Origin of the sequence: Pedobacter sp. BMA (assembly GCF_001027745.1) — a bacterium.
In the GTDB taxonomy this organism is placed as follows: domain Bacteria; phylum Bacteroidota; class Bacteroidia; order Sphingobacteriales; family Sphingobacteriaceae; genus Pedobacter.
On sequence record NZ_LECU01000004.1, the window covers coordinates 75,901 to 91,041 of the forward strand.

The 15,141-nt window shown below is 41.6% G+C and carries 11 protein-coding genes; 9 read left to right on the top strand and 2 right to left on the bottom strand.

What is annotated here, in order from left to right; translation table 11 throughout:
• The first annotated feature begins 26 nt into the window (after positions 1-26).
• The 8 genes from AB669_RS06665 (at position 27) to AB669_RS06700 (ending at position 12,081) form a co-directional block, all read left to right on the top strand.
• The gene (locus AB669_RS06665; protein WP_047798541.1) at positions 27-1,220 is read left to right on the top strand and encodes an aspartate aminotransferase family protein; all 1,194 of its coding nucleotides are present in this window, start codon (positions 27-29) and stop codon (positions 1,218-1,220) included.
• Between the two features lie 54 nt (positions 1,221-1,274).
• On the top strand, positions 1,275-1,952 hold the full coding sequence (locus tag AB669_RS06670) for a response regulator transcription factor (protein WP_047798542.1): 678 nt from the start codon (positions 1,275-1,277) through the stop codon (positions 1,950-1,952).
• 55 nt (positions 1,953-2,007) lie between these two features.
• The gene (locus AB669_RS06675; protein ID WP_053058312.1) at positions 2,008-3,312 is read left to right on the top strand and encodes a HAMP domain-containing sensor histidine kinase; all 1,305 of its coding nucleotides are present in this window, start codon (positions 2,008-2,010) and stop codon (positions 3,310-3,312) included.
• Positions 3,313-3,390: 78 nt separating this feature from the next.
• Complete coding sequence (locus tag AB669_RS06680) at positions 3,391-5,274, top strand: 7TM diverse intracellular signaling domain-containing protein (protein WP_231582637.1); 1,884 nt, start codon at positions 3,391-3,393, stop codon at positions 5,272-5,274.
• Positions 5,275-5,564: 290 nt separating this feature from the next.
• Positions 5,565-8,477, top strand: a complete 2,913-nt coding sequence (locus AB669_RS06685) for a TonB-dependent receptor (protein ID WP_047798543.1) — start codon at positions 5,565-5,567, stop codon at positions 8,475-8,477.
• Positions 8,478-8,487: 10 nt separating this feature from the next.
• Positions 8,488-9,903 carry a RagB/SusD family nutrient uptake outer membrane protein gene (locus tag AB669_RS06690; RefSeq protein ID WP_047798544.1) on the top strand — a complete coding sequence of 472 codons (1,416 nt, stop codon included), beginning with the start codon at positions 8,488-8,490 and terminating at the stop codon, positions 9,901-9,903.
• A gap of 68 nt (positions 9,904-9,971) precedes the next feature.
• Complete coding sequence (locus AB669_RS06695; protein ID WP_231582638.1) at positions 9,972-11,465, top strand: glycoside hydrolase family 30 beta sandwich domain-containing protein; 1,494 nt, start codon at positions 9,972-9,974, stop codon at positions 11,463-11,465.
• Positions 11,466-11,604: 139 nt separating this feature from the next.
• Positions 11,605-12,081 carry a hypothetical protein gene (locus AB669_RS06700; protein ID WP_047798545.1) on the top strand — a complete coding sequence of 159 codons (477 nt, stop codon included), beginning with the start codon at positions 11,605-11,607 and terminating at the stop codon, positions 12,079-12,081.
• Positions 12,082-12,105: 24 nt separating this feature from the next.
• Here AB669_RS06700 and AB669_RS06705 read toward each other — a convergent pair whose 3' ends face one another.
• Together AB669_RS06705 and panB are read right to left on the bottom strand one after the other, a co-directional pair.
• Positions 12,106-12,792 carry an RluA family pseudouridine synthase gene (locus tag AB669_RS06705; RefSeq protein WP_047798546.1) on the bottom strand — a complete coding sequence of 229 codons (687 nt, stop codon included), beginning with the start codon at positions 12,790-12,792 and terminating at the stop codon, positions 12,106-12,108.
• A 52-nt stretch (positions 12,793-12,844) separates the two neighbouring features.
• Positions 12,845-13,660 carry a 3-methyl-2-oxobutanoate hydroxymethyltransferase gene (gene panB, locus AB669_RS06710; RefSeq protein WP_047798547.1) on the bottom strand — a complete coding sequence of 272 codons (816 nt, stop codon included), beginning with the start codon at positions 13,658-13,660 and terminating at the stop codon, positions 12,845-12,847.
• Between the two features lie 267 nt (positions 13,661-13,927).
• On the opposite strand from panB, the gene carA reads away from it, so the two are divergent.
• Positions 13,928-15,040: a glutamine-hydrolyzing carbamoyl-phosphate synthase small subunit gene (gene carA / locus AB669_RS06715; RefSeq protein ID WP_047798548.1), complete on the top strand. Its 1,113-nt coding sequence runs from the start codon at positions 13,928-13,930 to the stop codon at positions 15,038-15,040.
• Positions 15,041-15,141 lie beyond the last annotated feature (101 nt).

Below are 15,141 nucleotides of genomic sequence, written 5' to 3' on the forward strand. Positions count from 1 at the left end.
TAATGTAATTTCCTTATTTTTGTCCCATGCTTACACAACGTCAGTTGTTTCTACAACACAATGCGCAAACCTCTCCCGAACCTTTAATGCTCGAATTTGTAAGGGCTAAAGGCGTTTACATCTATGATTCTGCAGACAAAAAACACCTGGATTTAATCGCAGGGATTGGGGTAAGCAACGTTGGTCATTGCCATCCTGCGGTAGTAAAAGCTATTCAGGAGCAGGCCGAAACCTATATGCACCTGATGGTTTATGGTGAGTATGTTCAAACGCCGCAGGTTAACTTTGCCAAAGCACTGGCTGATATCCTGCCTGAAACCCTAAGCTGCACCTATTTCCTGAACTCGGGTACTGAAGCCGTGGAGGGTGCAATGAAACTCGCCAAACGCTACACGGGCAGAAAAGGATTTATTGCCTGCAGGAATGCCTACCATGGCAGTACCCAAGGTGCTGAAAGTTTAATGGAAAGTGATTTTTATTCTTCAGGATACGGGCCTTTCCTGCCCCATGTCAGTTTTATCGACCACAATAAACTTGCTGATCTCGATCTGATTACTGAAGATATTGCAGCTGTTTTTATAGAACCTATACAAGGCGAGGCCGGTATCAGGGTGGCCGACTTAAACTACATGAAAGCTTTGCGAGCCAGATGTAACGAAACCAAAACCCTTCTGATATTCGATGAGATACAATCAGGATTTGGCCGGAGTGGTAAAATGTTTGCCTTTGAGCATTATGATATTGTTCCTGACGTTTTGCTTTTAGCCAAAGGAATTGGCGGCGGAATGCCTATTGGTGCTTTTATCAGCTCTTTAGAAATCATGTCGGTATTATCACATACCCCTATATTGGGGCACATGACCACTTTCGGCGGACACCCGGTGTGCTGCGCCGCTGGTTTGGCCACCCTCAGGTTTCTGGTTGATGAAAAAGTAGTGGAAGAAGTAGAACAAAAAGGTGAGTTATTCAAAACGCTCCTGCAGCATCCTGCGATTAAAGAAATCAGGGGTAAAGGATTAATGCTGGCTGTAGAGTTTGAAAGTTTTGAGACGAATAAAAAGATTATTGACGCATGTATTCTTGACGGCGTATTATCCGATTGGTTTTTGCATTGCAGCAATTCCATGCGTATCGCTCCTCCACTGATCATTAGTAAAGAAGAAATCGAAGAAGCCTGCGCAATCATTCTGAAAAATGTTAATTTAGTACTTCAAGACTAAAGAGTAAAAACAATCTTGATACCTCACTACCTGATACTAGAACTTTAATTCTATATGAACGTACTAATTGTTGAAGATGAAAAAAGCCTGGCCCTGGAAATGGATGAATTTCTAAGCAAGGAGGGTTTTATTGTAGAGCATGCCTGGAAAAAAACTTCGGCTGAGGAGAAAATCTTCGTCAATAATTATGACTTCATTTTACTGGATTTAGGCTTGCCGGATGGCGATGGCTTTGAAGTTTTAAAACAGTTGAAGGCATTGAAAGACCGGGACGATGCGGTAATCATTCTAACTGCCCGCAGCGCGGTAGACGATCGGATTAAGGGCCTGGATGAGGGAGCCGATGACTATCTGCCTAAGCCCTTTTCACTCAACGAGCTGCTGGCCCGTATGCATGCCATCACCAGAAGAAAACACAAACTGGAAAAGAACGAAGTCAATGTACACGATTTCCTGCTGAATATTCAGAACAGAACGGTTTCTTTCGGAGAAGAAAGGTTAAACCTGACTAAAAAGGAATTCGAAATCTTCAATTACCTCGTACTAAATAAAAACCGCGTAGTATCCCGTATGAGTTTAACTGAGCATGTTTGGGGCGATATTTTAGAAGTTAATTCTGACTCAAACTTTGTGGATGTGCACGTAAAAAACCTCCGTAAGAAACTTGCTGCCATTACCCCTATCGACTGGTTTGAAACGGTGAGAAGTATTGGATACCGGATCAACTGCTAAATCCGGATCGTGTCTGCCAATAAACATCATCCTTTAACATCTAACACCTTCCATCATGAAGTTGCAGGTTAAATTTTCCTTGTATAATGCAATCACCAAAATAGCCATTGTGCTGCTTCTGGGTTCGATTATATTGTTCTCATTGGATAAACTGGCCTATAACCAACTTGATAGCCGCCTGATTAAAAAGAAAAACAAAATCATTGAGCACTTAAACGATGATGAAATTGACAGCCTGTTAAACAAAGGTGAATCATTTACCGATTACAACATCCTGAAAGAGGAATTTATCGTCCTCACCGACATTCCCGATCGTCAAACGGATTCGATAGCGACCGTTTATACTGAAAAAAGAGAAATTGAAGGGGATATAGAGGTTTACAGGATTCTCAATTATAAGTTTTCCTACCATACTAACTGGTATAATCTCGAGATTGGGGAAACCATGACCACTTTGCAGTCGATTAAAAATTCAATCCGCTTTTACATGCTTATTGTTCTGGTATCGGCCTTGCTGATTACCCTCGTAACAGATTATACCTTTTCAAATTTTTTGCTAAAACCCTTTTACCTGATCATTGATAAGAAGATTAACAGGGTAAATGATCCCTCTCACTATAATTACGAAAATATCCCTACAAACACCGACGACTTCAAGATTCTCGACAATAGTGTGAACTCCTTGATGAGGAAAATAAATACACTATTTGCACTTGAAAAGCAGTTTATTGCAAATGTATCACACGAACTGCTCACGCCGATTTCTATACTAAGTACCCGTTTCGAGAACATGCTTAACACGGCAGGCATTCCGGAAGAGCATGAGAATAAAATCTATGCTTCTCTGAAAACACTGAACCGCTTAAAAGTGATCATCAATAGTTTGCTACTGATCTCGAAGGTGGAGAACAATCAGTATTTGAAAACCGAAGAAATCAGTCTGAAACAGGAGATTTCAGATATATACGAAGATCTGGAAGACCGGATTGCAGACCGTTCCATCATTTACAATTGCATGCTGGATGATGATTTGCTGTTTACAGGAAATAAGGCACTCATACATACCCTATTGATTAACATTATCAATAATGCCATCAAGTACAATGTAAACGGTGGCTCCATATCCATTACTGGTAATAAAACGGAAGCTGGCTATGTGTTAACTATTGCCGATACTGGTTTAGGGATGAATAAAGAATTGGTTGAAAATGCCTTTGATCGTTTCGAACGCGGGCATACAGATGAAAATGGCTTTGGCCTGGGCCTGGCCATTGTGCAAAGTATTGCTAACTTTCATAAAATTAAAATTGATATCCAGTCGGAAGTAACCAGGGGCACCAGCATTTCGCTGCTTTTCTAAAATGAAAATTCACTGATGTTTCAAGTGAATTCAGCTCGGTTCAATTCATTATCTTTGTAATCAATTTCTGGCCATCACTTGAAAAATCTATTCCTTATATGCTTCTACCTCCTTCTTTGTACCCTTTGCGGCTATGCGCAAAAGCCGGTAGAAATTAGGGATACCGTTCCACAGCATATATTCACTTTTAAGGAAATAGAGGTTTTCGAAGATACGCAAAGTAAGTTTTCTTTTGAAGAAGTTAAAAGCCAGCGGTTTAACGGCAACTTTAAGGCGAGTTTAACGAGTACACCACAAACAAAAGAACTAAATAAAACGTACTGGGTTCGCATTAGGGTCAAAACCAATACCCAGGCCAGGAAACCTTTTGTGCTGGAATTTTTTGATCAGACAATCGATCACATTACGGCATATGTTCCGCAACCAAATGGCGACTATAAGGTGGAAAATCTGGGTGATGCCAATAGCTTTGAAAAGCGGCTTATTCACCATAAAAATTTTGAGATCCCACTACAAAACGAAGGTAATCAGGAAAGGACATATTATTTCAGGATCAGTTCTTCACAAATAGCAGACATCATCATCGTACTCAGAACCACTGAATGGTTTATTTCCTATGCCCTTGATGAATATTTCTATTTCGGCATTTTTTATGGAATGATCCTCGTTTTTAGTTTCTACAACCTCATCATGTATATCGCAATCAAGCAGAAGCAATACCTGTTTTATGTGCTGTATAACTTAAGTGTGGGTTTCTTTGAAATGAGTTCGGATGGTATAGCTTACCAGTATTTGTGGCCCCATGCCCCGGCCTGGAACCAGCTGGCATATGCGTTTGCATTATGTGCAACCAGTATCTTTGCTTTACTATTTACCCGCGAATTGCTTTATGTGAAGGCGAAAGCACCAAAAGTTAATCAACTGATTATCGCGGTGATTACACTGCGGCTTGTCTTTTTTGTGTACTGCTACCTGTTCGATCAGACTTTATTCAGCTATAAATTTATTGAGGCCATCCCGCTTTCTGTGGCTTTTTTTACCGGCATTTACATCTTTAAAAACGGCTACCAGCCGGCGCGCTTTTTTGTGCTGGGCTATAGTTTTCTGTTCCTGGGCTTTACCCTGAAATTTTTAATCATGCTGGGAATTGGCTGGCTGAATTTTGGTGCCATCAGCTACTACAGTTTAAGCTTCTGTTTTGTGCTGGAGATGATCTTTTTATCCTTTGCCATTGGAGATAAAGTCCGGATCCTGAAGTTGAAAAAAGATAAGGCCCAGCAAAAGATGATCAGGCAAATGGCTGTAAATGTCAAACTGAAAGATTCGTTAAATCAGGAACTGGAAACCAAGGTGGAGGAGCGTACGCGCGAAGTTTATCATAAGTCGCTGATTATCGAGAGTAAAAATCAGGCCCTTGAAGAAGCCAATGCACTGCTGCAACAACAGGCCGAGGAAATTTCAAGAATGAATGTGTTGCTCGAACACGATAATGAAGAATTGCAGACCAGTGTAGAGAAGGTGACGCGAGATCGGGTCATGAATACGGATGTTGACTTTGAGGAGTTCAGCAGAATTTACCCGGACAAAGAATCGTGCTATGAATTTCTTTCACAATTAAAATGGAGTAAAGGGTATCATTGCAGAAAATGCAATAATGATCACTTTTTTAACGGTCACATTCTTTATAGCCGCCGCTGCAGCAAATGCAGTTATGAGGAATCGGTTACAACGTATACAATCTTTCACAACACCCGTATTCCCATCAATAAAGCCTTCTACATGATCTTCCTGATCTACTCATCTAAAGGAAAGATCTCCTCCCATAAGCTTTCTGAATTGCTATCAATCCGGCAAAGCACTTGCTGGACCTTTGGTTCGCGCATTAAAAAAGTGATGGAAGACCGGAAGAAAACTCTCAGCAAAACAGGTAAAAACGGTTGGAGTCAGCTGGTAATCGAGTAAACCACTACCATTTAAGGTCACATTCTTGTTGTATTTAACGATTTGTTTAAGAAAAACAAACAGGTACCTAAGCGTATCAAACCACTGCCGCAGCACAGCTTCTTTACCCTGATTAAAGCCTGATAATCAAGCTTAAAAGGGCTTCATCAATCGCGGTATTAAAGCGTATCAATATCTTTATAAAAAACTATATATCAGTTAGTTACGTAATTTTATTTCGAATGAAAACTTGTTTTTAACACTAAATCAATGCTAACTTTACACCCTATAATATTAACAGAGCAAAAATTATGAGAAAAAAGTTTACATTGCTTATGGTTTGTATTTTATGCCTCACCTCCTGGGGATGGGCACAAAACATCACCATAAAGGGTTTGGTAAAAGATAACCAGGGTTTACCCTTACCCGGCGTTTCTGTGAAAGTGAAAGGAACCAATCAGGGTACCTCTACAGGCGACAACGGTTCATACAGCATTAGTGCACCTCAAAATGCGGTATTGGAATTCGCCTTTATTGGCTTTAAAACAATTGAACAAACCATTGGCGGCCGCACATCAATCAACGTTACACTAAGCGACGATAACCAGCAGTTAAACGAAGTGGTTGTAATTGGTTATGGTACTACAGTAAAGAAAGACCTGACCACCGCTGTTGTTTCCTTGTCATCTAAAGATATTGAGAACCAGCCGGTGACCAATCCACTTCAGGCGATTCAGGGTAAGGCAGCCGGGGTACAGATTACTTCGCAGTCAGGTAAACCAGGTTCAGGAGTATCGGTTACTATTCGTGGTAATACTTCGATTAATGCCTCTAACAGTCCCCTATACGTAATTGACGGGGTTACTTCACGTGATGCAAGTTTCCTAAATCCTACAGATATCGAAAACCTGGTGATCTTAAAAGATGCATCTGCAGCAGCTATTTACGGTTCCAGTGGCGCAAACGGGGTAATCTTAATTACCACGAAGAAAGGTTCATCTGATAAAATCCGTGCAACCTTTAATGCATTTACAGGTTTCTCTAACCTATGGCAAAAACAGGATGTACTGAACAAAGACCAGTATATCTCCTTAATGAAAGAACTTGGTTACGACACCAATGGTTTAGGAAACGAAAATACCGACTGGCAGGATTTAACTTTTGGAACAGGCGTACAAAACAGCTATCAGGCATCTATTTCTGGCGGTATTAAAGGCGGACAATATTCCCTGTCTACCGGATATCAGCAAGACAAAGGTGTGGTTGCGCCAGCTAAACTGGATAAATATACCTTGCATTTCAACGGTTCTCAAAACATCACCAAATGGTTAAAACTGACCGGAAATGCCGCATTAACGCAAAGCAATTCTGTTGATGTAAGTGATAATAATAACGTGGCAAGAGGGGGAACAATTTTATCTGCCCTTACTACGCCACCAACCATCGGTGTTTATGCAGCTAACGGAACTTATGCCTTTAACCCTTATAAAGGTGGTTCAGAAAATCCTGTTGCCAATGCTTTCGCAGCAAAAAACAGCAACAGAAACTTCCGTTTCCTCGGTGCTTTTGCAGCTGAAATTAAGTTTACGCAGGATTTCTCTTTTAAATCGAGCATCAGTACCAATAACAATGACAACCGTTATTCTTATTTCTTAGACCCCTACTCCACCGATTACGGCAGAACACAGAAGGGGATCAGAAATGCAAACTTTAGTACAGACCATGTTTGGTTGAATGAGAACATTTTTAACTACACCAAAAACTGGGGTAAAAATGCTTTCACTGCAACAGGTGGTATGACGCTGCAGGAATCTAAATACTACTATTTAGGCTATAACGAACAAAACTTTATCGGAACAAACGGACAGCTTTTAGACAGGGGAACTTCTATTCCTGTTCAGCTTCCAACAGCTTCGCAATGGAGCAAACGTTCATACTTAGCCCGTTTAACTTATGCTTACGACAGCAAATATTTATTCAGCACCAATTTCAGGGCAGATGGTTCATCCCGTTTCGGACCTGAAAACAGGTATGGTTATTTCCCTTCGGCATCTGTTGGATGGAGAATTTCGGGCGAGAACTTTTTAAAAGAGGTTAAATCCATTAATGATTTAAAACTAAGAGCGAGCTGGGGTAAGGTAGGTAATGATGAAGGCATTGGAGATTATTCGTACTTAGAATTGTATACACCAACAACTCAGGGCTCATATGTATTTTCTCAACTCCCTAATCCAGGGTTGAAATGGGAAGAAACAACACAAACCAATATCGGTTTGGATTTGACCATGTTTAACAGCCGTGTAATTTTTACTGCCGATGCTTACCTGAAAAAAACGAAAGATTTACTGATCAACCAGCCATTGCCTAACTCCATTGGTTTCGGAAGCATTGCTTCTAACGTTGGGGATATGGAAAATAAAGGTTTGGAGTTTGTACTAACCACCAAGAACTTTGTAAAAGACAGATTCACCTGGACTACCGACCTGAACTTCTCGCTCAACCGCAATAAGGTAACCAGTTTAGGTGATAAGGTAAGCTCCATCACTTTCGGTGGAATCTACGAGCGTGATGCCGCCATCAGAGTGGTAACAGGCCGCCCGTTGGGAAGCTTTTATGGCTATGTTTCAAACGGTGTTGATCCACAAACCGGAAACATTGTCTATCAGGATTTAAACGGCGACAAACAGATCAATGCGGACGACAGAACTTTTATTGGTTCGGCACAACCTAAATTCACTTACGGCGTTAACAACACATTTACATTCGGAAACTTTGGCCTGAACTTTTTGTTCCAGGGTGTACAGGGTAATCAAATGTTCAATGCTTCCAGAATGGAGCTTGAAGGCATGAATGACTCGAAAAACCAATCGGCAGTGGTACTGAACAGATGGACTACACCGGGACAGATTACGGATGTTCCAAAAGCCATTAAAGATAACACCAATAATACGCTTACATCAAGCCGTTTTGTTGAAGACGGATCGTACCTGCGTTTGAAAACGACTACTTTTTCTTACAACTTCGGTGCGGCTACTTTAGGAAAACTTAAAATGAGCAAAGTGATGCTATATGCTTCTGCCTATAACCTGTTGACTTTTACGAAGTATAGTGGCTTTGATCCGGAAGTAAATGTAAACTCTGCTAACGGACCGGCAATGGGTATTGATTATGGAACTTATCCACAGTCGAGAACTTTCTTATTTGGTGTTAATGTAGGCTTTTAATTTAAACAAAATGAAACTTAAGATATATTCATTAATCGCAGCAGGCACCATTGCAATGGCATTAAGCAGCTGCAAAAAAGACTTTTTAGAACAAAGTCCGCTTACTCAGGTTGGGCCTGACGTGGCTTTTGCTGATGCTGCGGCAGCAGAAAAACTTATACAGGGTGCTTACGACGGCATGTACAATGATTTCCATATCTGGGATTATATGACCAACGGTGATGTACGATCAGACAATGCTTACGCAGGCGGAGATAATCCTGCGAATATTCAGCTTGACCTGTTCACGGTAAATTCAACCAATGGGAATGTAGGCAGAGACTGGAATGCGCTTTACAGCGATATCAAAAACTGTAACTTAATCCTGACCAATGTCCCAAATATACAGGATCCGAAGCTGGATGCCGGCGACAGAAGAAAGCAAATTCTTGCTGAAGCCAGTATCCTTCGCGCCTATATGTATTTTAACCTGGTGAGAACCTGGGGATCTGTACCGCTGGTGGTAAAAGTACCTACTACTGATGCTGAGTTTTATCCGGCTAGGGCAACTGTCGACGCCATCTACGCCCAGATTGTTGCCGATCTGGAATACGGTGCTGCTAATGCCCGTACAACGGCTCCAAACAAAGGCATCATGACGAAAGGTGTCGCTAACGCTTTACTGGCAAAAGTATATGCATCGAAGGCTACTCCCGACTGGACTAAGGTAAGCACTTACGCAGATGCCGTAATTGGTGGCGGATATTCATTGGTTTCGAATTACGATTTTCTTTGGGATTCCAATCATAAAAACAATACTGAGGCCATTTGGGAAATGCAATATGATGGTTACGGTGGTCTACATGGTAACTGGATGCCAAGTGTGTTGGTGGGAACAGGCTGGAAACGTTTCAATACGCCGACCAATAGCTTATCTAAAGCATTTGATGATGCTGGTGATGCAGTACGTAAGGCCTCGAGCATTAAGTTTAATAATGTAGTTTCTGAAGGCTGGAGCGATTCCTACTGGTCTAAAACGAGCTATCCTTATATCAATAAGTATCGCGCCGATGATAAATCTGACAACTATATCTTAAGATTAGCAGACCTGATTTTATTAAAAGCGGAAGCGCTGAATGAATTAAGTGCATCAGGATGGTCGGCGGCGGCACCACTGGTTAACCAGATCCGTGCCCGCGTGGGCCTTTCTGCCATAACAGCAACCGACCAGGCCTCTATGCGTTTAGCGATAGAAAATGAACGCCGTTTAGAACTGGCTTTTGAAGGACACCGCTGGTTCGATTTGCTGAGAACAAACCGTGTAATTCCGGTGATGAATGCTCAGGTAGATGGAGCAGGTGCAAATCTGAACTATAACCTTACTGCATCAAAATTGTATTTCCCCATCCCTCAGGATGAGCTGGATAAAAATCCAAACGTAAAATAAATCATTCGGGAAACAAAGGCGGCTATGGTCGCCTTTGTTTTATCATCATTTCCCAATTATCAATCTATATGAGGAACAATATGCTAAAATTCAGGGCCGGAACTGTACTGATAAAACCGCTTTACACTTTAGGTACAGCATTATGCTTACTGATTGTGGCCTGCGCCTGCAGCAAAGGTCCGGATACCTATAACGAAACGACCCCAAATGCAGCAGGCACTGGAGCGCCTTTAAAAACAGAAGTTGAATTCTGGCTAACCAAAGGCGACAAATCACAGCTCCTTAGGAAACAAAGCGTGGCGTTGAACTTCTCAAACGCTAAAAATGCCAATCCAACGATTGAAGTGGATCCTAAAACCACATTTCAATCTATCGATGGTTTCGGTTATACCCTAACCGGAGGAAGCGCTACCCTGATCAACAAACTTTCAGAAACCGAAAAAGACAAGTTATTAAATGAGTTATTCGGTTCATCGGAAAATGCCATCGGGGTAAACTACATCAGGATCAGTATTGGGGGTTCAGACTTAAGTGCGACACCTTTTACCTATAATGACCTGGCAAAAGGTGAGACAGATGAGCAGCTGGCTCAATTTTCAATTGAAAAAGAACAGGCCGACCTTATTCCGGTTCTGAAAAGAATTGTGGCGATTAATCCGTCGATCAAGATATTGGGTTCTCCGTGGACTGCGCCTACCTGGATGAAAACAAACGGGAGCTATATAGGCGGGAGCCTGAAACCGGAGTATTATACGGTTTACGCTCAATACCTGGCGAAGTACATCCAGTCTATGAAAAGCCAGGGCATCACTATTGATGCGATTACGCCGCAAAATGAGCCGTTACACCCTGGGAACAACCCAAGTATGTATATGGCGGCACTAGATCAGGCCAGGTTTATTAAAACTGCCCTTGGACCGGTATTTAAAAGTAATGGAATCAGCACCAAGATCATTATCTATGACCACAATGCAGATAAGCCAGAATATCCGATTACCGTATTGAATGATCCTGATGCAAAGCAATATATTGACGGTTCGGCATTTCATTTGTACGCCGGCCCGATTTCAGCTCTTACGCAGGTTCATAATGCGCATCCCGACAAGCATGTGTATTTCACTGAACAATGGGTTGGGGGGCCAAGCAATTTTGCAGAAGACCTGAAATGGCATGTATCTACACTCATTATTGGTGCCACCAGAAACTGGAGCAGAAATGTGCTGGAATGGAACCTGGCAGCCGACCAGAACTACAACCCACATACGGATCAGGGAGGTTGTACTTCGTGCCTGGGTGCATTGACTATTGCACCGGCCGTAAGCAGGAATGTAGCTTATTATGTGATTGCACATGCCTCTAAATTTGTTAAAACAGGCTCGGTACGCATCGCATCAAACGTGGTTAGCAACCTACAGAATGTAGCTTTTAAAACACCCGAAGGTAAAACCGTACTGATTGTTTGCAACAACAATAATGTCAAAACTCCATTTAACATCAAATATAAAGGGAAAACCATCAGTACTCGCTTAGACAAAGGTGCTGTAGGTACTTTTATCTGGTAAAGAACTTGGTTTAATTGTTTAGTCAGCCCTGCCGCAAGCGGGGCTTTCTACGTTTAAAGCGTCGGAGTTCCAGGTACTTTGAGAGGATGATAAACTTGGCAAACTGTTTGTGGTATACGGCTAATCAATCTACATCAACATGAAAAATATCATCCCAGCGTTCGCCATCATTGCTGCAGGCTTTTTTGCTTCCTGCCAGGGCGGAACAGCTAAAAAAACCCAGGCCAAAATCGACTCAACCATTGTAAGCGGTGCAGAGACAGTTCAAGACTCGTCATATTGCTATCAGTATATTAATAAGCGCGATACTGCTACATTGTCTTTTAAACAGGATGGAAACACCATTAGTGGTTCTTTGGGCTATAACCTGTACGAAAAAGATAAAAATGCAGGAACCATTAGCGGTTTGGTAAAAGGTGATACCATTGTGGCCGACTATACCTTTCAATCAGAAGGAAAAAGCTCTGTACGGGAAGTGGTATGGTTAAAGAAGGGCGAAACACTGGTGGAAGGTTTTGGGGACGTACAGGATGTTAACGGCAAAACGAAGTTCAAAGATATCAATAAGCTGACCTTTGGGGATGCTATGGTATTTACTAAAACTACATGTAAATAAAAAAGGAGCGCTGATGCGCTCCCTTTACATATTTTCAAATCTTTCCCAAAAGCCATCTACTGGCAATTTTGCGAAAATATCTACCGGTTCCTTTTTTACGGGGTGTAAAAAACGCAGCCTGCGTGCATGTAAACAAATGCTGCCTTTTCTGCTCCCACGTGGATAACCATATTTGTTGTCGCCAACTATTGGGCAACCCATGGATGATAACTGAACGCGGATCTGATGGGATCTTCCGGTTAAAGGATCAACTTCGATCAGGAAATAATCTCCAAGCTGTCCGATTAAACGATAAGACAGCTCTGCTCTCTGGCTACCGGTAACCTCTGTTTTATAATAGGTAACAACATTTTTCTGTGGATTCTTAACCAGCCAGTGTACCAGGGTATCGGCCTCTTTTGGTGGACGGTTTTTAGCCACTGCCCAATAGGTTTTCTTTACTTCCCGGTTCTTGAATGCTGCATTCATCCTTTCCAGTGCCTTACTGGTTTTCGCAAAAAGAATTACGCCACTTACAGGCCTGTCCAGGCGATGTACCACCCCTAAAAAGGCACCATTTGGTTTGTTATATTTATTTGCAATGTATTTTTTTACCTGCTCGTCAAGGGGCTCATCGCCGGTCTCATCGACCTGCACAATATCGCCTGCCCTTTTGTTAATGGCAATCAGGTGATTATCTTCAAAAAGGATGTCTTTATCTGTAACTGGCACCGGGTATTACATTTTTAGTGGTTTAAATTGGAGAACTTCCTCTGCTTAAGACTTAATATTGCTCTTTTTCGCTCGGGAAATCATTTCCTTTCACGTCTCGGATATAAGATTGTGCAGCACCGAGTATTTCCTCGTATAAATTGATATACTGACGAAGAAAGCGGGGTTTAAAGCCTTTGGTTAACCCAATCATGTCATTTACCACCAGTACCTGTCCATCGCAGTGCTGACCAGCACCAATTCCAATAGTCGGGATATGCAGGCTCTCGGAAACTTCCTTTCCTAAAACCGCAGGGATTTTCTCGAGCACAATAGAAAAGCAGCCTGCTGCCTGTAAAGCCAATACATCACTTTTAAGTTTATTAGCCTCTTCCTCCTCTTTTGCACGAACAGTATAGGTTCCGAATTTATATATGGATTGTGGTGTTAAGCCCAAATGTCCCATTACCGGTATACCTGCTGTAATAATCCTCTGAACAGATTCAATGATTTCTTCCCCACCCTCAAGTTTTACCCCATGTGCACCGGATTCTTTCATGATCCGGATGGCCGAATTTAAGGCCTCTTTGGAATTCCCCTGATAAGAACCAAAAGGCAGGTCGACTACAACAAAGGCTCGTTTCACCGCTCTGATTACCGAAGCCGCATGATAAATCATTTGATCAAGAGTAATGGGCAATGTGGTTTCGTGACCCGCCATTACATTTGAAGCAGAATCGCCAACCAACAAAACATCCAATCCCGCATCGTCTAAAATGGTGGCCATTGAATAATCGTAAGCAGTTAGCATGGATATTTTTTCGCCACGCTGCTTCATTTCCTGTAAAATATGCGTGGTTACTCTTTTTATTTCTTTGTGTACCGACATGGCTTTTGTTTTGTTGCCTCAAAAGTATCGTTTTATTTTTAACAGGAAACATGAAAGGGTAAAGATTTAAAGCGAAATGACTAAAAGGAATGGGCTCCTCCCTTATTTCATATTTTCCTTTACATTATAAATCTTAAATCCTATCTTTGTACCCCGAAATGAAAGGGATTTATTCATCGTTTTTTGCTACCTGCAAAAACAGCATAACTGCTGATCACCTCTCTTTTTTCCATTCTTTTTTTAATCAAAATCCATATTGTAATTACCATGACTAACTACACCAAGTTACCTGCGATTTTATTACTTGCCGATGGCACTGTTTTTCACGGCAAAGCTGCCGGAAAAATCGGAACCACTACCGGCGAAATTTGTTTTAATACCGGGATGACAGGTTACCAGGAGATTTTCACCGATCCAAGTTATTTCGGCCAAATCATGGTTACTACAAACTCACACATTGGAAACTATGGTATCCATGCTGATGAGATCGAATCAGGTTCAATCAAGATTGCTGGTTTGGTTTGTAAGAACTACAATATCATTTATAGCCGTAAACAAGCTAAAGAGTCTATTCAGGATTATTTCCAGAATGATAATCTGGTATCGATATCTGATATTGACACCCGTGCTTTGGTTCGTCACATCAGGGATAAAGGCGCGATGAATGCCATTATTTCTTCGGAGATTACGGATTTGGAAGAATTGAAACAAAAGTTAGCCGACGTACCATCAATGGAGGGACTTGAGCTTTCATCAAAAGTGAGCACCAAAGAGCCTTATTTTTACGGTAACCCGGATGCAAGCTTAAAAGTGGCGGCACTGGATTTAGGAATCAAGAAGAATATCCTTCGTAATTTTGAAGATCGTGATATTTATGTACAGGTTTTCCCTGCTAAAACAACCTTTGCAGAAATGGAAAGATTCAGTCCGGATGGTTATTTCATTTCCAACGGCCCTGGCGATCCATCGGTAATGCCCTATGCTGTTGACACGATCAAAGAAATCCTTGCGGCAGATAAACCGTTATTCGGTATTTGTTTAGGACACCAGTTATTGGCAGAAGCTAACGGCATTGGTACCATGAAAATGTTTAACGGTCACCGTGGTTTAAACCACCCGGTAAAAAACATCATTAAAAATCACTGTGAAGTTACTTCACAAAATCATGGTTTTGGTGTAATACCTGATGAAGTGAGAAATTCAGACAAAGTGGAAATCACACACGTTAACCTGAATGACAAATCAATTGAAGGAATTCGTGTGAAAGGAAAAAAAGCATTCTCGGTACAATACCACCCGGAATCTTCTCCAGGTCCACACGATTCACGTTACCTGTTTGATGACTTTGTTGATGTAATTAAAGGCGACTTAGCCTGGTAGCACTCAACTACTGTTTTAAGCTCAGTTAAAATATACTCCCATCTGCGAATCAACGGCACACATTGCCGCAGATTCGCAGATTTTGTTTAAAGGGATGTCAT